Annotated in this window: 21 protein-coding genes; 4 read left to right on the top strand and 17 right to left on the bottom strand. The window is 66.2% G+C overall.

Annotated features, from left to right (window positions below; all coding sequences use genetic code 11):
- Window position 1 precedes the first annotated feature (1 nt).
- Both BMX92_RS11110 and BMX92_RS11115 read right to left on the bottom strand, forming a co-directional pair.
- Window positions 2-1,420: an FAD-binding oxidoreductase gene (locus BMX92_RS11110; RefSeq protein WP_093016354.1), complete on the bottom strand. Its 1,419-nt coding sequence runs from the start codon at window positions 1,418-1,420 to the stop codon at window positions 2-4.
- On the bottom strand, window positions 1,417-2,436 hold the full coding sequence (locus BMX92_RS11115; RefSeq protein ID WP_093016446.1) for a 2-oxoadipate dioxygenase/decarboxylase family protein: 1,020 nt from the start codon (window positions 2,434-2,436) through the stop codon (window positions 1,417-1,419). Before BMX92_RS11115 ends, BMX92_RS11110 begins: the two co-directional genes overlap by 4 nt.
- Before the next feature lie 97 nt (window positions 2,437-2,533).
- Between BMX92_RS11115 and BMX92_RS11120 the strand changes: the two genes are divergently transcribed.
- Together BMX92_RS11120 and BMX92_RS11125 are read left to right on the top strand one after the other, a co-directional pair.
- Window positions 2,534-3,481 (top strand): LysR substrate-binding domain-containing protein, encoded by a 948-nt coding sequence (locus BMX92_RS11120; RefSeq protein WP_093016356.1) that lies wholly within the window; start codon window positions 2,534-2,536, stop codon window positions 3,479-3,481.
- A gap of 38 nt (window positions 3,482-3,519) precedes the next feature.
- Complete coding sequence (locus BMX92_RS11125; RefSeq protein ID WP_093016358.1) at window positions 3,520-4,023, top strand: TonB-dependent receptor domain-containing protein; 504 nt, start codon at window positions 3,520-3,522, stop codon at window positions 4,021-4,023.
- 73 nt (window positions 4,024-4,096) lie between these two features.
- On the opposite strand, the gene BMX92_RS11130 is transcribed toward BMX92_RS11125, so the two are convergent.
- The 12 genes from BMX92_RS11130 to BMX92_RS11185 all read right to left on the bottom strand — a co-directional run bounded on the left by BMX92_RS11130 (window position 4,097) and on the right by BMX92_RS11185 (window position 17,562).
- Entirely contained in the window at window positions 4,097-5,173 is a 1,077-nt protein-coding gene (locus tag BMX92_RS11130; protein WP_093016360.1) for a PepSY-associated TM helix domain-containing protein, read from the bottom strand.
- On the bottom strand, window positions 5,166-5,828 hold the full coding sequence (locus BMX92_RS11135) for an RraA family protein (RefSeq protein WP_093016362.1): 663 nt from the start codon (window positions 5,826-5,828) through the stop codon (window positions 5,166-5,168). Before BMX92_RS11135 ends, BMX92_RS11130 begins: the two co-directional genes overlap by 8 nt.
- 5 nt (window positions 5,829-5,833) lie before the next feature.
- Window positions 5,834-6,613 carry an ethanolamine ammonia-lyase subunit EutC gene (eutC, locus tag BMX92_RS11140; protein ID WP_093016364.1) on the bottom strand — a complete coding sequence of 260 codons (780 nt, stop codon included), beginning with the start codon at window positions 6,611-6,613 and terminating at the stop codon, window positions 5,834-5,836.
- A complete protein-coding gene (locus tag BMX92_RS11145) occupies window positions 6,610-7,998 on the bottom strand; it encodes an ethanolamine ammonia-lyase subunit EutB (protein WP_093016366.1) in 1,389 nt (462 codons plus the stop codon). The genes eutC and BMX92_RS11145 overlap by 4 nt, the downstream gene beginning before the upstream one ends.
- Window positions 7,999-8,003: 5 nt before the next feature.
- Window positions 8,004-9,086, bottom strand: coding sequence for an ABC transporter ATP-binding protein (locus tag BMX92_RS11150; RefSeq protein ID WP_093016368.1), 1,083 nt, complete (start codon window positions 9,084-9,086; stop codon window positions 8,004-8,006).
- Window positions 9,079-10,866, bottom strand: coding sequence for an ABC transporter permease (locus BMX92_RS11155; RefSeq protein WP_093016370.1), 1,788 nt, complete (start codon window positions 10,864-10,866; stop codon window positions 9,079-9,081). Before BMX92_RS11155 ends, BMX92_RS11150 begins: the two co-directional genes overlap by 8 nt.
- Entirely contained in the window at window positions 10,833-11,924 is a 1,092-nt protein-coding gene (locus BMX92_RS11160) for an ABC transporter substrate-binding protein (protein WP_093016372.1), read from the bottom strand. The genes BMX92_RS11155 and BMX92_RS11160 overlap by 34 nt, the downstream gene beginning before the upstream one ends.
- Window positions 11,917-12,702, bottom strand: a complete 786-nt coding sequence (locus tag BMX92_RS11165) for an HpcH/HpaI aldolase family protein (RefSeq protein ID WP_093016374.1) — start codon at window positions 12,700-12,702, stop codon at window positions 11,917-11,919. The genes BMX92_RS11160 and BMX92_RS11165 overlap by 8 nt, the downstream gene beginning before the upstream one ends.
- The gene (locus BMX92_RS11170; protein ID WP_093016376.1) at window positions 12,689-13,528 is read right to left on the bottom strand and encodes a hypothetical protein; all 840 of its coding nucleotides are present in this window, start codon (window positions 13,526-13,528) and stop codon (window positions 12,689-12,691) included. The genes BMX92_RS11165 and BMX92_RS11170 overlap by 14 nt, the downstream gene beginning before the upstream one ends.
- Window positions 13,529-13,645: 117 nt before the next feature.
- Entirely contained in the window at window positions 13,646-15,784 is a 2,139-nt protein-coding gene (locus tag BMX92_RS11175; RefSeq protein WP_093016378.1) for a TonB-dependent receptor, read from the bottom strand.
- A gap of 78 nt (window positions 15,785-15,862) precedes the next feature.
- On the bottom strand, window positions 15,863-16,732 hold the full coding sequence (locus BMX92_RS11180; RefSeq protein ID WP_093016380.1) for a proline iminopeptidase-family hydrolase: 870 nt from the start codon (window positions 16,730-16,732) through the stop codon (window positions 15,863-15,865).
- A complete protein-coding gene (locus tag BMX92_RS11185; RefSeq protein ID WP_093016382.1) occupies window positions 16,729-17,562 on the bottom strand; it encodes a carbon-nitrogen hydrolase family protein in 834 nt (277 codons plus the stop codon). The genes BMX92_RS11180 and BMX92_RS11185 overlap by 4 nt, the downstream gene beginning before the upstream one ends.
- Window positions 17,563-17,754: 192 nt before the next feature.
- Between BMX92_RS11185 and BMX92_RS11190 the strand changes: the two genes are divergently transcribed.
- On the top strand, window positions 17,755-18,405 hold the full coding sequence (locus tag BMX92_RS11190) for a GntR family transcriptional regulator (protein ID WP_177185008.1): 651 nt from the start codon (window positions 17,755-17,757) through the stop codon (window positions 18,403-18,405).
- Between the two features lie 47 nt (window positions 18,406-18,452).
- On the opposite strand, the gene BMX92_RS11195 is transcribed toward BMX92_RS11190, so the two are convergent.
- The 3 genes from BMX92_RS11195 to BMX92_RS11205 all read right to left on the bottom strand — a co-directional run bounded on the left by BMX92_RS11195 (window position 18,453) and on the right by BMX92_RS11205 (window position 19,864).
- Window positions 18,453-18,836 (bottom strand): transposase, encoded by a 384-nt coding sequence (locus tag BMX92_RS11195; protein ID WP_093016448.1) that lies wholly within the window; start codon window positions 18,834-18,836, stop codon window positions 18,453-18,455.
- Window positions 18,837-18,903: 67 nt separating this feature from the next.
- Entirely contained in the window at window positions 18,904-19,104 is a 201-nt protein-coding gene (locus BMX92_RS11200) for a phage integrase N-terminal SAM-like domain-containing protein (protein ID WP_256213383.1), read from the bottom strand.
- 193 nt (window positions 19,105-19,297) lie between these two features.
- On the bottom strand, window positions 19,298-19,864 hold the full coding sequence (locus BMX92_RS11205) for an aspartyl protease family protein (RefSeq protein ID WP_093016386.1): 567 nt from the start codon (window positions 19,862-19,864) through the stop codon (window positions 19,298-19,300).
- Window positions 19,865-20,162: 298 nt separating this feature from the next.
- Here BMX92_RS11205 and BMX92_RS27995 point away from each other — a divergent pair, with 298 nt between their 5' ends.
- Window positions 20,163-20,516, top strand: a complete 354-nt coding sequence (locus BMX92_RS27995; RefSeq protein WP_256213390.1) for a biliverdin-producing heme oxygenase — start codon at window positions 20,163-20,165, stop codon at window positions 20,514-20,516.
- Window positions 20,517-20,569 lie beyond the last annotated feature (53 nt).

Raw genomic sequence — 20,569 nt, forward strand, 5'->3', positions numbered from 1 at the left:
CTTACTCCATTCCGAAATCGATGCGTCCCATTGGGACAGGCGCCATCAGGCGCTGGATTGCTCCGGTCAGGCGGCGCACGCCGGCGGGCACGAAACGGGAATAATGGGCGATGTTGCGCGGGCCGATGCCATGCTCCGCGCTGAAGCTGCCGCCATATTCGCGGACGACCGCGTCGAAGATGATCGTGCGGGCGCGCTCGATCATCGCCGCGTCGGGCGTGCCGGCGCCGTGGGGCCAGACCAGATTATAGTGCAGCCCGCCATCGCCGATATGGCCGAAATCATGGGGCTGGAGCATGGGAGCCGCCTCGGCGAGCCGCGCGGCCATGTCGGTTCGGAACCGCATGACGTCGCCGCGCCTCAGCGCAATGTCGCACGCCACGACCATCCCCTTGGCGCGCAGCCCTTCGGGCACCGCATGGCGGATCGCCCACAGGCCGTCGCGATGGTCGATGGCGACATCGATCACCGGCGCCTCCAGGCCTTCCATCATCGGCGCCAGCACCGCGGCGAGCTGTTCCTCCAAAATATCGGCATCGAAGGCGGCGGGAGCCGACAATTCCACCAGCACGGCATAGGCCGGGATAGCGCCGAAGGGCGCGCGCAGGCCGGGGACATGATCGAGCGCCGCCGCCATGGCAGGCGCGCTCAGCCCCTCGAAGGCGGACAGAAACGCGCCGAAACTGTCCTCCAGCGCGAGCAACAGCCCTAGTGCGGGACTCGCCTCGCGCAGCGCGATCATCGCCGTCATCTGGTGCGCGGGGCGGCGGTGCAGCGCCACCGTCGCGCGGGTCACGATGCCGGTCGATCCGCCGCTGCCGACCAGCATCTGTTTCAGGTCGAGGCCGGTATTGTTCTTCCAGAGCGGCGCGCCAAGCGTCTGCTGCGTGCCATCCGCATCGGCGCAGACATAGTCCACCGCCATCAGGTTGGCGCGCACGTCGCCATAGCGCAGCAGCCGCGCCCCGCCTGTATTGGCCGCGATCATCCCGCCGATCGACGGATCCGCGCCCAGATCGATGGGAAAGAACAGCCCATGCTGGGCGGCCGCGACGTTGAGCGCGGACAGGCGCACGCCCGCATCCACGCTCGCGGTGCGGTTGACCGGATCGATCTCGATATGGCGCGACAGCCGGTCGAGATTGACGATGATGTCGCCACCCGCTTCCGAAGCGAGGCCCGCGCCGGCAAGACCCGTGCGTCCGCCCTGCACGACGATGCGCAGCCCCGTCTCGGCCGCCAGCCGTACCAGCGCCGCGACTTCGTCGGCATCGGCCGGACGCACCACTGCCAAGGGCGCGCCGCCGCCTTCGCCACGTCCGTCCGCGCGATAACCGGCGACATCGTCCGCATCGGTCAGCACCTTGGTACGGCCGACGATGGTGGCAAGTCGCTCGATCAGGACGGCGGTATCGCTCATGCGCCCTTGGTCATGTGGAAGATGCCGGTGGCATTGCCGCTGTCGAAGGATAGGTCGAGCGCGCCCGTTTCCGGGTCAAGATCGCGGCTGATGAACTCATAGAAGGAACCGGGCACCATGATGCGCTGTTCGGCGCCGTCGGCGGTGATGAAGCCGCGCTCGATCATGTCGGCGCGGAAGGCAGTCTGGCGCACGCGGCCGGTGCGGGAGAATTCCACCTTCTCCTTCATCGGCCGGCCCATCGCCTTTTGTGCGTCGGACAGGGCGACGACATTGGCGACGCGATCGGTCGCATGGTTGAAGGCATTGCCCTCGGTCGCGATCCATGCGGCTTCCTTGGACGACTGCTTGAGGATTTCATAGTCCGTGATCGTGGGCTGCTCATGCTGCCGGTCGAAGGCGCCGACGACGGTGGGCAGGGCGCGGACGGCGTCCTCGAAGGAGACGGTTTCGCCCGTTGCGAAGCGATCCAGCACCGCCTCGGCATGGGTGTCGAGCGGATCGCGCGACCCGCCGAAGACGCGGACCGCCGCCGCGGCGAATTCCGCATCGAACTGGTCGACATGCAGTTCGCTCACGAAAAATTGCGGAATTGCCTCGGGGAAGTCGCGGTGGCGATAGGCGCGGCCGGTCATGCGCAGGGCGGGCAGGGGATAGAGCGCGGCATCCTCATAGCCGAGCGGTTCAAGGATCCGGCGAAAGGCCAGTTCGCCGCGCGGCAGTGCGCCGGTGTCTCCCTTGACCAGGGCGATAGTCCGGATCGCGCCATGATCGAAGCACACGGTTGCGCCGCTCGCCCGCACATCCGCGACATAGGCCGCGCCGCTCGGCACCCGCTCCAGTAGATCGGCAAACAGCAGGACGTTCATCGCGGCGGAAAATTGCGCGCGGGTCACGCCGTCCGTTTGCACGTCCGGGACCATGGGGGCCAGGATGGCGGCGATGGCGTCGCGCCGTTCCTCTCCCAATACGGCGCCGGTCAGCTTCATCACCCAATCTTCATTCGCGATCGTCATCATGATTCATCTCGTGGCGGGGACAATTTGAGACTATATGGAGCCTTCATGCGCCAGATCAAAACACAATAGGATCATCTGTTGATGACGTTATGGAATGAGTGAGGGGCGGCAACTGCTGCCGCCCATGGCCGCGCTCAACAGCTTCGTCGCGGCGGCCCGCCATGGCAGCTTCTCGAGCGCGGGTGCGCAGGTGGGGCTGACGCAGAGCGCGGTCAGCCGGCAGATCGCGATCCTGGAGGAATGGTTGCAAACGCCGCTGTTCGACCGCAAGGGGCGGCGGGTGACGCTGAACGCGGCGGGGCAGGCCTATGCCGATCAGGTGCGCCCGGCGCTCGACCGCATCCGTGCGGCGACCGGCCAGTTGCTTCACCAGAAGGGCAGTCATGAACTGACCGTTGCCACATTGCCCAGTTTCGGCATGCGATGGCTCGCGCCGCGCCTGCCCGACCTTACCGCCCGGCATCCCGAGATGACGGTGAATTTCGCGGCGCGCGCCTTCCCCTTCGATCTGCGCGACGAGGGCTTCGACGCCGCGATCCATTTCGGCAAGCCCGACTGGCCGGATGCCTCGCACCTGTTCCTGTTCCGCGAGCAGGCGGTGCTGGTCGGCGCACCGACATGGTTGCGCGACAGCAATATCCGCGAACCCCGCGACCTGATCGGCAAGCCGCTGCTGTTCCAGTCGTCCCGACCGAACGCCTGGAACCGCTGGTTCGCCGATTGCGGGATCGCCGACCTGCCGCCGCTCAAAGGAGCGACCTTCGAACATTTCCTGATGCTGGCGCAGGCGGCTGCCGCAGGGGCAGGGGTGGCGCTCATCCCCCGCTTCCTCATCGATCCGGAACTGGAATCAGGCGCACTCGCCATGCCTTTTTCGCAGTCGCTCTCCAGCGAGGAGGCCTATTATCTCGTCCGACGCCAGGGATGGGAAAACCACCCGGCGCTCGTCGATTTCGGCAACTGGATCGCGATGCGAGCATCGGAACTTGATGGTGATGCGATGGCGCGCTCTGTCACGCCAGTTGAATTGCTATTGCGCTGATTGGCTGTTCGGGGAGAAAGCGGGATAGCCTCTAGTTAATTCGGTTCGATGACAACGTCAACAGCGCCAAGGCCTATGGCTTCGAGGTCGAGGGGGCATGGCAGCCGTTCAACCGCCTAAGCCTTACCGGCCGCGTGTCCTATGTTAAGTCGACCATCGACAGCATTGTGTATGAAGGACAGACCTATGCCGACGTGGCTTTCCCCCGCGTCAGCCTTTGGACGGTGGACCTGTCGGCGACCTATGCCCAACCGGTCGGCGATGCACTCAAACTGGTCACGCGCGTCGATTATTCGCACCGTGACAGCAGCAACGCGGCATTTCCATGGACGGGTCTGGGGCCGGCCGGAACCTTGCCTGCCTATGATCTGGTCAACCTGTCCGTCGGCATCGAGCATGATCGATGGAGTGTGACGGCCTATATGAACAACCTGTTCGACGAGGTGTATTGGCAGGGCGCGCAGTTGAGCTACAGTACACGCGCTGCCGTCGTCCCCTATAATGCTTGGAGTTTCGGCATTCGGCTGCGTGGGAATATCTGATCGTCCGGTGTCGCTAGCGCTCAATCGGTAGCTTTCGTCAGCCCATGGTTGCTCACCCCATCTGCGACCTTAGTTAGGATCCGGTATTCGACGGCAAATTCCTTCTATGATGCTCCGAAGGATGTTTGCGGCGCTGCCGATCGAACCGCCACCAGATCCATGTACCGGTTCCGGACAGACCCATCAGAAGGAATGCGGTCGTCAATGCGATCAGCCGGCCCAGCGGCTCGATGACCCGGCCCGAATGCAGACCCAGCACTACCAGTTGAAACTCTGCCATGCCGGGGGTAGATGAGGTTTCGGAGATGCGCAAGCCGTGAGGCCCTCTGCGCAGAGTCGTCCGCAATGGCAAAGCAGACACCGAACTGTTCCAGTGGATCTGGGCGGGTTCCTGTTCCCCCGGTTCGAAAGTGAATCTGGCAGGCGTGGCGTGGTTATGCCGCAGTGACCAGGATTTAAGTGCCATGTCGAGCGTGCCTCGAGGAGTGAAGACATTCTCGGAACCGAAGTGTGGCTGCACGTGCGGCAACCAGGACAGTGTGGCTCCGCTAAGGCCCGCGCAGAGCAGAAGCACTGCACCGATACCGCCTGCGGTTCGGTGGACGGAGCGCAGGAACCGTTCGGCACCGGCGCCGCGCACGATTTTCAGGCCGTTGCGGAGCCGCTTCTTGCCAGGCCACCACAGCTGCCAGCCCAGCACGACGAGGAGCACGAGCGCTGCACCGTCCAGTCCGACGAGGATGTGACCGACGCTTCCGCTCATCAGGTTCGCGTGCAGGCGCACAGCGCATTCGATCGGCCAGCGAGCCAGGCCGCCTTCCCGCAGCACGATGCCGCTGCGGGGATCGAGGGCAAGCATGAAGAAACGTCCATTCGCATCGAAGAGGAACCGGGGCGGAGAAAGGTCGTCGTCGGCGTAAGTCGCCCGCAGCAGGACGGCGTTGGGCTGGGCCGCACGTGCCAAGGTGATCTGGCGCTCCACAGGAAGATTGCGCTTCGACGACGGGGTAAGCCGCAGTTCCGGTGCAAGCACGCGTTCCAGCGGGCCGCGCCAGGCGAGCGCCGCACCGGTCAGGCCTTGCAACATGAGGAACAGCGCGCAGGCGATGCCGATGCGGCGATGCCATGCCAGCAGTTCGCGCTTAGACATCCGCTGGGAACAATAATCCGGTGGCACCGGAGATGTCGGCAAGTGCCTCTCCCGCGCGCAGGCGGGCGATGACTTGAGGCTCGCGCGCTTCCATGGCCTCTGCGCGGACCATCAGGTCAGGAAGGGCAGAGGGGTCGAGCACCACCACACCGCAGTCGTCCGCGAGGATCGCGTCACCGGGGGTGACGGTGGTGCCGCCGATCTGGACCGGTACATTGATCGCGCCGGGCAAGGTCAGGAACTTGGTCGTCAGCGCGGTCTGGCCCCGGCACCAGACGGGAAGGTCAAGGCGGCGGATCTCGGCGAAGTCGGTGGCGGGGCCGTCGATGACGATGCCCGAGATGCCGCGCAAATGCGCCGCGGTGGCGGTGACGCCGCCCCAGCAGGCATGGCGGTCGTCGCCGCAGCGGTCGATCACCAGCACGTCGCCCGGCCCGGCCATGCCGACAGCGTAGTGGAGTAGCGTGGAGTCCGCGCCCGCGATGCGCACGGTTATCGCGCGGCCGGCGACGCGCTTGCCGGGGACGACGGCGGCGATGGCGCGGTCGGGGAATCCCGCGTGCAGGATATGGCCGAAGGTGGCCGTCTCGATCTGTGCCAGGCGGCCAAGCGTCTCGGCGCCCGGACAGGCGGGCATGGGGGCGATTGTGAACATGAAGGTCAGCTCTCCGGCGGGGATGAAATGGAAGCGGGCAGCAGGTGCTCGTCTTTGAGGGCGGTTCCGGTGAGGCGGCGGTGTCGCGCCTGTGTCATCAGCCACGCCAGCTTGTCTGCCGCCTGCGCTGGAGAGAGGCCGTGCGGCGGGCGGATGTTCGACACGCAGTTGCGCTGCGCGTCGCTCCGCCCCACGCGGGGGTTCCAGGTCAGGTAGGCGCCCAGACTGTCGGGCGAGGAGAGTCCGGGGCGTTCGCCGATCAGCACCAGCACCATGTCGGCGCGCAGCAGGGCGCCGATCTCGTCGCCGATCGCGACGCGGCCCTGCGTGACGATGGCGGGCGCGGCCCAGCGCCAGCCGGTAAGCCGTTCCGTCAGCGCCTCCGCCAGCGCGGGGGCGTGGGACCGAGTGGCGGTGGCGGAAAGCCCGTCGACGATCACCAGCGCGGCGTCGCAGGGCTGGCGATCGGCCTCCTCCAGCAAGCGCCGCGAGGGATCGTCCAGCCTGCGGCCTAGGTCGGGGCGGGTGAGGTAGGTCGCGCGGTCGGCGGCGGCGCTGGCAAGGAGCAGGGCGCGCGCGCTGCCGAGCGCCTGCGCCAATTCCTGCGCCAGCGCCGCGCAGTCCATCGGCTGCTGCACGGCGTCGCGGGCGAGGGCATGCGCGAGCTGGAAATCCAGCAGCGGGGCTGTCGGCACTCCGGCGCCGGCGCGGCCGATGCCTATGCGCGCGGGCGTCTGCGTGCGCAGCCATGCGGCGGAGCGGCGCGGGTCGGGGGTGCCGTTCATCGGATCGTGTCCGGCAGGGCCAGCAGGCGGGGGGCGGTGTCGAACGCCACCTGCCGCAGTCGCCCGTCGTCGCCCAGCAGACCGACCGCGCCCAGCCACGCCTCGAACTCCGGCGCGGGCCTCAGGCCCAGCGTGGTGCGGGCGTAAAGCGCGTCGTGGAAGCTGGTGGACTGGTAACCGAGCATCACGTCGTCGGCGCCGGGCACGCCCATCACGAAGTTAACCCCCGCCACGCCCAGCAGGGTCAGCAGCGTGTCCATGTCGTCCTGATCGGCCTCGGCATGGTTGGTGTAGCAGACGTCGCAGCCCATCGGCAGGCCCATCAGCTTGCCGCAGAAGTGGTCCTCCAGCCCGGCGCGCACGATCTGCTTGCCGTCGTAGAGATACTCCGGTCCGATGAAGCCGACCACGGTGTTGACCAGCAGCGGCGAGAACGCGCGCGCCACCGCGTAGGCACGGACCTCCATGGTCTGCTGATCAACCCCGTGATGCGCGTCGGCGGAGAGCGCGGAACCCTGCCCGGTCTCGAAATACATGACGTTGTCGCCCACCGTCCCGCGCCCCAGCGAGAGTGCCGCCTCGCGCCCCTCGCGCAGCAGGGAAAGGTCGATGCCGAAGCTGCGGTTGGCGGCCTCGCTCCCGGCGATCGACTGGAACACCAGGTCCACCGGCGCGCCGCGCTCGATCGCGATCAGGGTGTTGGTGACGTGGGTGAGCACGCAAGTCTGCGTTGGGATCGCATGGGCGAGGCGCATCTGTTCCAGCATGTGCATCAGGGTGCAGGCGGCATCGACGCTGTCGCTGGCGGGGTTGATGCCGATCACCGCGTCGCCGCAGCCCATCAGCAGCCCGTCGAGCACGGCGGCGGCGATGCCGAGCGGATCGTCGGTCGGGTGATTGGGCTGTAGTCGCACCGCCAGATGCCCCTTGAGGCCCAGCGTGTTGTGAAAGCGGGTGACGACCTCGACCTTGGCAGCGACGGCGATCAGGTCCTGATTGCGCATCAGCTTGGAGACGGCCGCGACCATCTCGGGCGTCAGACCAGGGCTGGCGGCGAGGATCGCGGCGCCGTCGGTCTCGTCCGCCAGCAGCCATTCGCGAAACTCGCCGACGGTGAGGTGGGCGAGCGGGGCGAAGGCGTCGTCGTTATGGCCGTCGAGGATCAGCCGGGTCACCTCGTCGGCCTCGTAAGGGACGAGCGCGTCGGTCAGCAGGTCGGCCAGCGGCATGTCCGCCAGCACCATGCGCGCGGCCACCCGCTGGAGGTTGCTGCCCGCCGCCAGCCCCGCCAGCACGTCGCCCGAGCGCAGCGGACTCGCTGCCGCGAGCAGCGCGGCGAGACTGGCGAATATGTGGCGGGTGCCGCCGAGGTCGATCCGGTACATGGCGCTCAGTGATCCAGCAGCAGGGTGTCCTCGGGACGGAACGCCAGCGTGACCGGGCCGGTTTCGAAGCGGTCCTCGCTTTCGGCGGTGACGAGGTGGTCGCCCACGCGGATGGCATATCCATTACGCACGCCGAGGAAGGTGCGCTCCTCGATCATGCCGTCGAGCCGGTTGTTGCCCGCCGCCACCGCGCTGCCCGCAGGGGCGAGGCGCAGGTATTGCGGGCGCACGGTCATGAACCCCTGCGTGTCGCTTCCCGTCGCGGCGCTGCGGACGGCGCGCAGCACTTCGCCATGGTCCAGCCGGGCCTCGACGATCTCGCCCTGCCGCCCGCGCGATGCGCGCACCGGCAGGAAGTTGCCCGCGCCCACGAAGTCGGCGACGAAGCGGGTGGCGGGGCGATTGTAGATCGCCTCGGGCCGGTCGATCTGGACGATCCGGCCCTTCTCCATCACCGCGATGCGGTCGCTCATCGCCAGCGCCTCTTCCTGATCGTGAGTGACGTAGAGGGTGGTGAGGCCCAACTGGCGCTGCAGCGACTTGAGCAGCGCGCGCGACTTGATGCGCAGCTTGGCGTCGAGGTTCGACAGCGGCTCGTCGAGCAGCAGCAGCGAGGGGCGGAACACCAGCGTGCGCGCCAGTGCGACGCGCTGCTGCTGGCCGCCCGAAAGCTCGTGCGGGAAGCGGTCCGCGTAATCGCCGAGGTCGACGAGTTCGAGCGCTTCGGCGATGCGGCTGCGCTGCTCGGCCTTGGGTACCTTGCGCAGTGTCAGCGGGAAGGCGAGGTTCTTCGCCACCGTCATGTGCGGCCACAGCGCGTAGGACTGGAAGACGAGGCCGAGGTTGCGCTCCTCCGGCGCCACGAAAGTGCCGTCTTCGCCATCGTAGAAGGTGCGCCCGCCCACCGCGATATGCCCGCCCGAGGGCTTGTCGAGCCCCGCCAGCGCGAACAGCGTGGTGGACTTGCCGCAGCCCGAGGGGCCGAGCAGGGTGAGGAATTCGCCGCGCGGCACGTCGAGGTCGATGCCGTGGAGCACGGTCACCTCGCCGTGGCGCTTGGTCAGGCGCTGGATCAGGACATCAGACATCGCGGTTGGTCCTCGTGACGAAATGGGCAAGGGAGACGAACACGCCGGTGATCGCGATCTGGATCACCGAAAGCGCGGCGACGGCGCCGGTATCGCCATTGGACCACAGCGAGAGCATGGTGGTCCCGATGATCTCCGATCCCGGCGCATAGAGGAACACCGCCGAGGCATATTCCTTGAGGAAGCCGAGGAACAGCAGCGTGAAGGCGGAGAACAGCGCCGGGCGGATCAGCGGCAGGACGATCGCGGTGCAGGTCTTCCACCAGCCTGCGCCGACCGAACGGGCGCTCTGGTCCAGCTCGGTGCCGACCTGGACGAGCGCGGCGGCGATGGCGCCGTAGGCGGTAGGGATGCCGCGCATGGCGAAGGCGATCATCAGGATCCAGATCGTCCCCTGCAGCCAGTGCGCGAAAGGCAGCAGCAGCATCGCCCAGAAGAAGCCGATGCCAGCGACGATCCCCGGCATCGCGCGCGGGAACATCGCGAGATATTCCAGTCCCTTGGCGAAGCGGAAGGCGGAACGCTTGGCGACGAGCGCGATCACCGCGATGCCCAGCGTCGCCACCAGCGCACCGACCGAGGCGACGATCACGCTGTTGGTGATCGAACGCAAGTAGGCCGGGTGGCCGAGGACGAGCGCGTAGTTGTCGGTGGTCAGCACCTTGAGTGGCGAGAGCAGCGGCGTCAGGAACGTGGTGAAGGACCGCGCGATTATGGCGAGGAGCGGCAGCATCAAGGTCAGTACGAAGTAGACCCAGAAGACCGTCGCGACCGGCCGCCGCAGCGCGCCCAGCGCAATCCGGCGCGGCCGCTGCGCCTTGCCGCGCACGGTGACGAACCGCCCCGCGCCTTTGAGCAGCACGCTCTGGACGGCCAGCAGCACGGCGACGAGAACCAGGAGCAGCACGGCGGCGGCGCCGACCAGTCCGTAGTCCGGCGTGATCGCGCCAAGGCCCCGGCTGAACAGGAAGGTGGTGAAGCTTTCGAGGCCCACCGGTCGCCCGAACACCAGCGGCACCGCCAGCGTCTCCAGCGTGCCGATGAACACCAGCAGCGCGGCATAGATGATCGAGGGGCGCATCAGCGGCAGCGACACCGACCACAATACCCTGAGCGGCCCGGCACCGACGCTGCGCGCGGCGTCCTCCAGCGTGGCGTCGGCCATGCGCGCGGAGCTGGAGCAGAACAGGTAGACCAGCGGCGTCATCGACGTGCCCGCGACGATCGCCATGCCGCCGATGCCGTACATGTCCCAGGGCGGCACCCCGACCAGCATCTCGCCGAAGAGGGTGAGGTAGCCCGCTGGGCCATAGATCAGATACCAGGCGAAGGCGTTGACCAGCTGCGACATGTACATCGGCGCCAGCGCGAACAACCGGAAGGCCCCGCGCGCGGGCAGGTCTGTGCGTTCGAGGAACAGCGCGAGGCCGACCCCGGTGGCGCAGGCGATGGCGGTCGCGGCGAAGGCCAGTTCGAACGAGGTGGCGACGGCGCGCAGGAACCCCGCGTCGCTCAGTAGCCGGGCGAAATTGTCGAACGAAAGGACGGCGTTCGGCTGGTAGAGCGGCCGGTCGAGCAGCGATTGCCACAGGATCGGGCCCAGCGGCGCGAGCACCAGAACGAGCGTGGCGATGGCGGTCAGCCACTGGATGCCGATGGCGAGCGTAAGCTGGCGGTTGGTGCCGCTAGGTGCCGCCATGGTGCCGCTAGGTGCCGTTGTGTTCCCGGACGGGAAAGCGGGCGCGTTCATCCGTCGAACCTCTTGAAAATGCTGTCCCATTTGCGGATGAAGGCGGTGTTCTGCGCCACCATGCGGTGGTCGTAGCCAACCATGACCAGGTTTTCCCGGCCGATCCTGCGGGCGATCCCGTCGAGCGTGAGATAGGGCACCTCGCGTTCTCCCACATCATGACGATAGGGCGTCAGGCCCCCTTGCGCGGCGGCGATCTGGCCGGTGCGGCCGAGCATGAAATCGAGCGCCAGCGCGGCGCTGGCGGGATTGCGCGCCTTGCGCGTCACCGCGATCCCGCGCGGGACGACGGGGGTACCGTCGGCGCACAGTTCCCAGCTGACGATCTCGGCGCGGCCCTTGTCGCGCATCTTGGGCAGCACGGTCACGGCAGAGATGTGATAGCCCGCAAGATATTCGCCGACGGTGACCTTGTCGAGCATCGTGGCGCCGCCACTTTCCACCCGAACATAAGGACTTAGTTTCGCCATCAGATCCCAGCCGCCGGGCCTTCCGGCGCTGATCGCGGTCCACTGCACGGCATAGGCGAGGGCATGGACTTCGGCATCGTAGGTGGTGATCCGGTGGCGGAACTTGCGCGGATTGGCGGCGGCGATCGCGGCCAGCTGGCGCAGCCCGCGCGGGCGCATCTGCGGCGGCAGCAGCGCCTTGTTGTAGACCATCACCATCGGATCGGCGGAGAGCGTGTGCAGCCCCGGCAGCGGCTTCGACCAGCCCGGCAGCGCCGCGTCTTCAATGCTGCGATGCGCGGCAATCTGCTGCTGCCCGGCAAAGCGCAGCCAGGCATCGGGCGCGCTGCTGACGATGATGTCGGCCGAGCGCCGCCCGGCGGAGGTCTCGGCGTAATAGCGCTCGAAAACCTCGGTCGGCCCCATGTCCATGGCATCGACGCGCAGCCACGGATAGCGGCGGCGCAGGCCCATGACGATCGGCTGCCAGTTGTATTCGGCCATGTTGGAATAGATCAGCAGGCTGCCCTCGGCGCGCGAGCGGCGCTCCAGATCATCCGCCAGCGCCATGCGCGGGATGGTCGCTGCGGCGAGAGCGCCACCGATCCACTGGCGGCGGGAGAGGCGGTGCTCAGCCATCGCGATCCGCTCCGGCAGTGGCCAGCGCCTGCAGCGCCGCGCTGCGCAGGAAGCCTGCGTCGGCGCCCACAGTCATGAAGGAATAGCCGCGTGAAAACAGCGCCCTGGCGTCATGGCCGGGAATGATCGCACCGCCCAGCGCCGCGCCCGATTCCAGGATACGTTGCTCGGCCTCGGCCAGCAGTTCGCGGAACTGCGGGTGCGCGTAGTCCCCGGCGTGGCCGATGCTCGCGGACAGGTCGAGCGGGCCGATGAAGAACATGTCGATCCCGCCATGCGCGGCCATCTGCGGCAGGGCGGCGACGCCGGCTGCGGATTCGATCATGGCCACGGTCAGAAACTCGCGCTCGGCATGGTCGGCGTACTCGTTGACATGGCGCCCCCAGCCGGCGGCGCGCGAAACGGTGTAGTGCAGCCCCCGACGTCCGCGCGGCGGATAGTGCATGGCCTCGACGAGTGCGGCGACCTGATCGGCGCTCTCGACATTGGGCGCGAAGATGCCCTCTGCGCCCGCATCGAGCAACGGCTTGATCGCCGCCATCGAACAATCGGGCGCGCGCGCCAGCAGCGCCGGGGCGCTCTGGGTGGAGCCGGCGGCACGCAGTTGGGCGACCACCGATTCCAGCCCGCCGGGACCATGCTCCTGATCGATGACGAGGGCGTCGAACGGCACGTCGGCGAGCAGTTCGGCGTTCGATGCCGAGGCCATGAACAGCCACGCCCCGATCGCGCGGCGCCGGGCCGCGACCGCCTGCCGCAGCGGGTTAGGCCGCAACATCGTTCTTGCCGTAGACCGCATCGAAGAATTCGGTCGCCGAGGCGACGAGGCGGTCGCGTTCGTGGCGCACGCCCGGCAGGATGTCGAAGCGCGCGTCGATGCCGCCCTCGCGCAACGAGCGTTCGAGACTGTTGGCACGCTCGACGCGGGTGACGCCGGCGTCGTTGGCACCCGGCATCCACGCGGCGCTGCCGGGCTTGTGCGTGATTTCCCAAGTGGCGTCGTCCGCCCGGCCAACCGCGACATGGACGCGCGTGCGCCGCATCGAGGGCAGGTCGAGCCAGCGACCGAAGCGCGCCTCCATGTCGGCGACGCCGACCCACCAGTCGCGCTGTTCGTCGAGCAGCGTCACCGAGCCCGGCGAGCAGATCGATACGGCATCGAGCCGCTGTGGGTGCAGGTAGAAGAAGCGATGCGCAAAATGCGCGCCGCCCGAGAAGCCGAACAGCCCGAACCGGTCCGCGCCTATGTCGTATCGTTCGGCCACTTCGTCCACCATTGACAGGACAAGGGTGTCGAAGCGGATGTCGCCATATTCGATGTACTTGTAGTTCTCGCGGTCGCGCGGGTCGTCTATGCCGCAGGGGAACAGCGGGGCGATAACGATCAGCCCGTGCCGCTCTGCCAGCGGCGCGAAAAGGTCGCGTAGCGCCGCGTTGTCCCGCTCGGTGCCATGGATGGCGACAAGCACGCGTGCCTTCGCCGGATCGACTTCAGGGGGAACGTATAGGCAGTAGGAAAAGCGCTGGTCCGCCTTGCAGGCCGTGGCCGGCGTGCGCTTGAGGTCGTAGGCGGAAAAGCGCCCGGCTTCGGATAGGGTGGTCATGTGGTATCCCGTATCGTGCCCTGCCGCCGGTCGGGTGATCCGGGGGGCGGCGGCAGGGCGACGTTGCTCTGGCAGTCAGTAATTGGAGGCCGATAAGTGGTGGCCGGTAATCGGTAGTCAGTAATTCACGCCCATCTTGACGAAAATGGTCCGCCCCTCGGCCTTGCTGTAAAGCTCGTTGCGATTGAGGAGCTGGGAGTCGATCGAGTAGTAATCGGCATTCAGCAGGTTGCGCACGCCCACGCTGAAGTCGAACGGCGCGACCTTGAACCGGCTCGACAGGTCGATGCGATCGGTCGGGCGCACGCGGCCGGTGTAGTAGTTGCCGATGGGCGAGTCCGGGAAGGCGTTGCGGCTGCCTGAATGGTTGTACTGCGCGCTAACGCTCCAGTCGGCCGCGAGGTCGTGCTCCAGCATCAGGTTGAACTGGTCGGGGCCGATGCGGCGGCCGCTGAGCGGGGTATCCAGCTTGCCGTCCTGGTCGGCGTCGGTGCGCCCTTCGGTGTGGGCATAGTTCGCCGACCAGCGCGTCGCCGCGCCGATCTTGCCGCTGGCGGTGATCTCCCAGCCGTGGACGCGCTCCTTCTGGCGCAGGGTCGCGGCATCGTTGGGGTTGAGCGGGTCGATCACGAAGTCGGTGCCGAACTTCGCGGTGCTGATGAAGTAGGCAGCCGAATAGGTGACGCTGCCCAGCACCGTGCCGCGCAGGCCCAGTTCGTAGTTGTTGATGATCTGCGGCTCGGGATGGAACCCGTCGAGCGAGGTCGCGGACACGCGCCGCAGCGGCGATCCGATGTCGGGGATCGAGAAGCCTTGCGAGAAGCCGCCGAACACCTCGACGGCGGGCGAGATCTTCGCCGTCGCGCCGATGTTGACCGGGGTGGCGTTATATTTGAGCTTGCCACCGGCGACGTGGACGTTGGTGAGCGCGGCAACGAAGTCGTCGATCTTCATGCGGAAAATGTCGTGGCGGATACCGGCGCGTAGGGTCAGCCAGTCGGTCAGCGGCTTTTCCAGCTGGATGAAGGCGGCGTAGTTCATCTGCTGCAGCGGCGGCGTGTAAGTGCGGCCGTCGCCAGGGGTGGCGGTCTGCGGGATCAGCGGTTGCTCGGTCTCGTCCCGGTTGACGTCGGCGCCCCACAGGATTTCGCCGTCGCCAAGCCCTAGCATTGCCAGCGGCGTGTTGAAGTCCATCTGCAGGCCGAGCTTCTTCGAACGGATCACGCTTTGCGTTCCCCCGAAGTTGGCGGCGTTGAACGAGAACACCGAATAGTTCTTCAGGTAATAGCCCTGCGCATGGAAGCTGCCGAGCAGGCTGTTGTTGAAGTACGACAGTGACGAGATGAAGTTCCGGTTGACCGGGTCCATCGCGCGCGGATCGAGCTCGCCCTTGACGGCAGTTTCCTTGATGCCGGCGGCGATATTGCCCGCGACCGGGATGTAGTCGCTGTCCTGGTGCTGGCGGTAGTAGTTGACCATGCCCTCGATGCGCTGGTCGCCGAAGTTGTAGCCGATCTTGCCGAACACGTCGTAGATTTCGGAATCGGCGATGCCGCCGAAATTGTTGGGATCGGGGGCGATGCGCTCGCCGTCCGCGTCGAACTGGCCGTTGGTCCGTTCGTAGCGGCCATTGAACGTCACGTCGAAGCCGCCGATCGCGCCCGATGCGCTTTGCTCGATCGCCGGGTTGAGGCTGTCCTTGAAGTGCTGGGTGGAGAAGCCCGTCGAGAGTTCGGTGCGGAACTTCCACTCGTCCGAGGCGCTGCCCCGGCGCGTCACGTAGTTGATGATGCCGCCCGCGCCGCCCTGGCCGTAGAGCGCCGAGGCGCCGCGGATCACCTCGATGCTCTGGATCGCGTTGGGCGAGATCAGGCGCAAGTCGCGGCCGCCGTCGCGCAGTGGGTTGGAGATGGGGATACCGTCGATGAAGACGCGCAACGGGCGGCCGCGCAGGCTCTGCGTGACGTTGGCGGCGGTGTTGCTCGATGCGGCGAGGCCGGGGATGGTGGCGGCAAGGACCGAGCCGAGGTCGTTGGTGACCGAGAGCTGCTGGTCGAGCCGGGCCTTGTCGACCACGGTGGAGGAACCGGGGAAAGTTTCGAGCGTGTCTGCGATGCGCGATCCGGTGACGACGATGTCACCGCCGATGACATTGTCGGCCGAGGCCACGTCCTGCGCCAGTGCGGGGGCGGTGAGTACCGGCGAGGCAAGGGTGCAAAGCGCGGCGGTGCAAAGCAAATTCGTTACGTTTTTCATGCGTGTACCATCCCTGTATCTTTTTGAGAGAATAGTAGCCAATTTTCTCTCAGTTAAATTTTTTAGCGTGCAAACCGATCAGACCACGCTCAGGAAGGCTTCGAGTGTGTCGAAGTAAGCTTCTGGCTGCTCGTAGAAGGGCATGTGCGAGCTTTGCTCGAACACCCGGATGTGCGAGTTCGGCATCGCCGCGTGCATCAGGTACGAGCAGGCCGGCGTCAGCTCGTCGTAGCGCCCGCACAGCACCAGCGCGGGCACGGTGATCGCGTCCATGGCGGGGATGCGGTTCCACGCCTTCATGTTGCCGGTATAGGTGAACTCGTTCGGGCCCTGCATGGTCTGGTAGGGCCCTATGTTCCAGTCGGCGAGGGCTTCGGTGAGACTGGCGGGCCACTCGGCCAGACGGCAGACGTGGCGGTAGTTGAGGAGCGCGATCGCCGCCTTATATTCGGGGTGGTCGAGGCTGCCTTCGGCCTCGCGCGCGACCATCATCGCCACCGTCTCTGGCCCGAGTGCTCCGCGCAGGCGCTGGAGTTCGCCGATCAGGTGCGGGATGTCGCAGGCGCCATCGGCGGCGATGTAGCTCTTCACCTTGTCCGGATGGGTCAGGCAGTATTCGGTGCCGAGCCAGGTTCCCCAGCTGTGGCCGAGGAAGTGGACCTGCCCCAGATCCAGCGCGCCGCGCACCTGCTCGGCCTCGGCGACGTAGCGCTCTAGGGTCCACAAGGCCGGGTTGTCGGGCCGGTCCGAGGCGCCGCAGCCCAGTTGGTCCCACGCAACGACGCGGTATCCGCGCCCGGCGAGCACGGCGTGCGGCTCACGCAAGTAAAGGCTGGGCAGGCCGGGGCCGCCGTTGGCGAGAAATAGCGTTTCCGGCCCGTTGCCATAGACATAGGCGGCGACCTCGAAGCCTTCGGCGAGGCGGATGCGTTCGACTTTCGGGGTCATGCGGCGCTCTCGATGGCAAAGGCGCGGTCGGGCGCGAGCGAGGGGATCGCGGCGCGGAAACGGGCCACTTCGGCAAGGTCGAGGTCGGCTACGATGAAGCTGGGCTCGTCGCCCGCCTCGGCGAGCACGCAGCCCCAAGGATCGACGATCAGCGAATGGCCGTGGCTGTGCCGCGCGCCGTAGTGGTGCCCGCACTGCGCCGGGGCGACGACGAAGCAGCCGGTCTCGATCGCCCGGGCGCGCAGCAGGGGCTCCCAGTGCAACGGGCCAGTCATGCTGCTGAAGGCCGCCGGGGCGGCGATCATCGCTGCGCCATGCCCCGCCAGCGCGCGGTGCAGGTACGGGAAGCGCACGTCGTAGCAGATGCTGAGGCCGAGGTTGCCCCAGGGCAGCGGCGTCACCACCGCGCGGCGGCCGGCCTCGTAGAAGTCGGATTCGCGGAAGGTATCGCCGTTGGGCAGGTCCACGTCGAACATGTGGATCTTGTCGTAGCGCGCGGCCACGTTGCCGTCAGGGGCGAACAGCAGCGAGCGGTTGGCCGGGCGGCCATGCTCGGCGAGTACCGAAACCGAACCGGCGAGCAGCCATACAGCGTGCGACCGTGCGAAGGCCGCGCAGGCGAGGACGGCGGCGTGGCTGTCCTCTGGCCGGACATAGTCGAGCAGTTCCTCGCACGTTGGAACGAGGCAGTCGAACGCCTCGGGCAGCGCAATCATCTGCGCGCCGACCTGGGCCGCCTGCGTGGCGAGATCAATCGCCTCGGCGACGCTGCGGGTATGATCGGGCGTCGCGCGGCTCTGCACGCACGCCACCTTGAATGTCGCGGTCAAAATTCGGCCTCCCTGTCGGAGCTATGAGCATGCTTGGAAATAGGCGCGTTTATATGTGTATAGATTGGCTACTATTCTGAACGTGTCAATACGCAATTGTGCTTTCGCAGTTTTTCTATGCAACGCTGTCGCCGCGTGATCCTCTGGTCCACAGCGACGAGTGAAGCTAAAGGAGGCGCTGAGGAGAAGATTTTGGCGACTATTCAACTTTCGGCGCGCAAGGCCCGCAGCCCCAGCACTCTTATCCTGCGGATGGAGGAAGACCTGCTGTCCGGTCATTTCAGGCCGGGCGAATGGTTGAAGCAGGCCGATATCGAGGAACGTTACGAGGCAAACCGATTCGACGTGCGCATGGCGCTCAAGGATTTGAGTGCGCGGCGGATGTTGGAGCACCTGCCGAATCGCGGCTACCGCGTTTCGTCTCTGAGCGACAAGGAGCGTTCAGACCTGTTGGAAACGCGCGCGATTTTAGAGCGTGCGGCGATGATGTTGGCGGCACGCAATGTGACCGCTCAGGATCTGGCGGACCTGCGCGAAGTTCTCGACAATTTCGCTGCGAACATGCTCAGTGGTGACCTCGTGTACCTACGCCAGCTCAATGCGGCGTTTCACGACCGGCTCTATGCGATTTGCGGCAATGCCGTGTTGGAAGAGCAGATCCAGGCGCTGCGGCATCGGGCGCAGAACGGCTTCCGGGGCGGCTGGCGCACCGTGGAAAGTATCGGGCGTAGCCACGAGGATCACGTCCAGATGTTCAAGCTTCTGGAAGCAGGGAATGGCGAAGAGTTGGTCCGCCTGGTCGATCGGCATCTTCATCTGCGCGACCAGACTGGTGCCGAATGAATGGCGTTCCCGTTTAGTCATCGAGCGTATGCTGCCGCCGAACCGCATCAAGGGACCCACATCAAGGATTGGGCGGCATCGGAGATTTCGGCATCGACGCCTGCAGCCGCGCTGACGGTACCAATTCCGCAGGCCGGCTTGCGATCCAACCAGTGCGTCGCACGGTTCGCGGCGGGGACGTCTCCACCCGGACAAACGCCGACGGATCCGGCAACTGCTTCCGCGCGCCACTCCACTGCCCGATCGTACTGCCGCTGCTGAGACTTCCTGACCCATTTGCGCAGTGGATTGGCGTTGAGACCGTGCTCCAGCGCAAACCCCGCCATCGATATGCCCGGCTCGAGGCACGCCTCAACCAACCGTCCCTTTCCCGCCGGATCATAATAGCGCCGGCCGTTACTCGCCACCCTCACAACCTCGAGTTCGTTCATAGGAGCCCATTGACGCCATCTCCATGTGTCCGCCTCATCCTTGGTGGACACAACCTTCACAATCACGTCACTTAACCGAACAGGTGCGCGGAATCTCGCGCTTACCATCCTCTAACCCCAGAAGATCAGGTGAACGGCCAAAATGACGGCTGAACTGCTTGACCGCGTGAATGTAGGAGCGCTGCGTTGCAGGCGACAGGGTGCGCAGGCTCATATCATCGATCATACCATGACGCAGCGGGCTTACCGCTGCCGTGGCGCCAGTCATCGGATGGTCCCCTGATTGAAAGTTGGTCCAGCGACCAAACCATCTCATCAGGAGGCAATTCTGGCCATGACCCGCCCGTCTGCCGCGTCAGCGGGTTAGTTCAATCCCAAATATCAATACTTTGCCAAAGTAGGCTAGTAGCTTTGAGCACGCGACCGCGAACAGCAGGCATTCGTCCGAGCCATGGGAGGCGTTATCGTAACCAAACGCGGCGCGTCGGAAAATCGATCACCAAGCGAAAGCGTCCGAGATAGTCAGCGCCAATGATCATCGCCGGCTCGTCTTGAAGACCGAATGTTTCGAAAACGGGTAGATCGGCAATGCGGATCGACGTTACGCCCAGTTCGCGGCCAAGCAAATGGACCGAGCGAGTTTGTCCCGGCCGCAAGGAGGAAGCGCTGTTTGTTGCACCATATACCGTCGTGGACATCCCCGCCCGGTCCACCGCGATCTGCGCCAGATTCGCAAAGCGGGTGTTGATACGAGTCTCGCGTGCGCCGGTGTCGATGACGCCCCATCCAGTTACGCCATTCACCTTTACGGGCACGGCGAGCAGCCCGCCATTGACCGAGCGGGCGGGCACGGCGGGTCCCAGCGATCCGACCAGGGCCTTGGCCTCGGCGCCGTCCAGCAGCGATAGGCGGGCAGATGGGAGATCGAAGTCCACGAGATAGCCGCCCATCACGTCGAGGACGATGATACCCGCCATCACCGTACCATCGGCACGTTCAGGCAGTTCACTCGCCACGATCGGCCCCATCGTCCTGCCGTCGACTTCCAGACGCGTGATGCGGCGTAGCGGCAGTGACGCCGCGCCTGTCTGGCCTACGATCTGCTCCTGCCCGGCGAGTTCGAGCCGAGCTTCAGTATCTCTTCCACCGCGACGTGGCCGCCCTCTATGCGGATGCACGTCTCCAGGCAGCCTTCCCTGATCTCGTCCAGCGCTGCCGCCTCCCGCTCGTTACGGCCGACATGGAGGATCTCGGCGTTGCCGCACCGGACGCCGGCACGCCAGCTTTCGTCGCCGGTGCCACGGTGGACGTGGGGATTGCGCTGGGCTGGCTCTATGTCGCCGAAGGCTCGAACATGGGCGCTGCCCTCTCCGCAAGGAGGCGCAAAAGCTCGGCCTCACCGATGATGTCGGTGCGCGCCATCTCGCCCCTGCGCCCGAGGGCCCCGCGCCGCACTGGCGCGCATTTGTGGCCGCCCTCGATGCGGTCGCTCTGACCGAACATGAGGAGAAGCGCGCCGAAGAAGGTGCGTTGGAAGCCTTCATGCGGGTCCAGGCCCATGTCGATGCGCGTCTTGGACCTCGTTATATGGCGGAAGCCCGGTCGCAGGTCGGTACGGAAACCTGGCCGACCGAGCCTATGGCCAAAGATCGAGCGGGCGCATGCCGTTCGATTCAATAGCGAGTATTCAGATGCCATTGCAGGTTGTGCTGCGCGATGCCGTCATCCAGGCA

The organism is Sphingobium sp. YR768, assembly GCF_900111125.1.
GTDB lineage: Bacteria > Pseudomonadota > Alphaproteobacteria > Sphingomonadales > Sphingomonadaceae > Sphingobium.

What these genes read in the sequence shown, in the direction of transcription:
- BMX92_RS11165 (WP_093016374.1), bottom strand. Translation starts at nt 12,702, where the DNA reads ATGTTGCGGCCTAACCCGCTGCGGCAGGCGGTCGCGGCCCGGCGCCGC.
- BMX92_RS11160 (WP_093016372.1), bottom strand. Translation starts at nt 11,924, where the DNA reads ATGGCTGAGCACCGCCTCTCCCGCCGCCAGTGGATCGGTGGCGCTCTC.
- BMX92_RS11135 (WP_093016362.1), bottom strand. Translation starts at nt 5,828, where the DNA reads ATGTTCACAATCGCCCCCATGCCCGCCTGTCCGGGCGCCGAGACGCTT.
- eutC (WP_093016364.1), bottom strand. Translation starts at nt 6,613, where the DNA reads ATGAACGGCACCCCCGACCCGCGCCGCTCCGCCGCATGGCTGCGCACG.
- BMX92_RS11115 (WP_093016446.1), bottom strand. Translation starts at nt 2,436, where the DNA reads ATGACGATCGCGAATGAAGATTGGGTGATGAAGCTGACCGGCGCCGTA.
- BMX92_RS11145 (WP_093016366.1), bottom strand. Translation starts at nt 7,998, where the DNA reads ATGTACCGGATCGACCTCGGCGGCACCCGCCACATATTCGCCAGTCTC.
- BMX92_RS11130 (WP_093016360.1), bottom strand. Translation starts at nt 5,173, where the DNA reads ATGTCTAAGCGCGAACTGCTGGCATGGCATCGCCGCATCGGCATCGCC.
- BMX92_RS11155 (WP_093016370.1), bottom strand. Translation starts at nt 10,866, where the DNA reads ATGGGACAGCATTTTCAAGAGGTTCGACGGATGAACGCGCCCGCTTTC.
- BMX92_RS11120 (WP_093016356.1), top strand. Translation starts at nt 2,534, where the DNA reads ATGAGTGAGGGGCGGCAACTGCTGCCGCCCATGGCCGCGCTCAACAGC.
- BMX92_RS11205 (WP_093016386.1), bottom strand. Translation starts at nt 19,864, where the DNA reads ATGGGGCCGATCGTGGCGAGTGAACTGCCTGAACGTGCCGATGGTACG.
- BMX92_RS11200 (WP_256213383.1), bottom strand. Translation starts at nt 19,104, where the DNA reads ATGACTGGCGCCACGGCAGCGGTAAGCCCGCTGCGTCATGGTATGATC.
- BMX92_RS11170 (WP_093016376.1), bottom strand. Translation starts at nt 13,528, where the DNA reads ATGACCACCCTATCCGAAGCCGGGCGCTTTTCCGCCTACGACCTCAAG.
- BMX92_RS11180 (WP_093016380.1), bottom strand. Translation starts at nt 16,732, where the DNA reads ATGACCCCGAAAGTCGAACGCATCCGCCTCGCCGAAGGCTTCGAGGTC.
- BMX92_RS11150 (WP_093016368.1), bottom strand. Translation starts at nt 9,086, where the DNA reads ATGTCTGATGTCCTGATCCAGCGCCTGACCAAGCGCCACGGCGAGGTG.
- BMX92_RS11175 (WP_093016378.1), bottom strand. Translation starts at nt 15,784, where the DNA reads ATGAAAAACGTAACGAATTTGCTTTGCACCGCCGCGCTTTGCACCCTT.
- BMX92_RS11110 (WP_093016354.1), bottom strand. Translation starts at nt 1,420, where the DNA reads ATGAGCGATACCGCCGTCCTGATCGAGCGACTTGCCACCATCGTCGGC.
- BMX92_RS11195 (WP_093016448.1), bottom strand. Translation starts at nt 18,836, where the DNA reads ATGAACGAACTCGAGGTTGTGAGGGTGGCGAGTAACGGCCGGCGCTAT.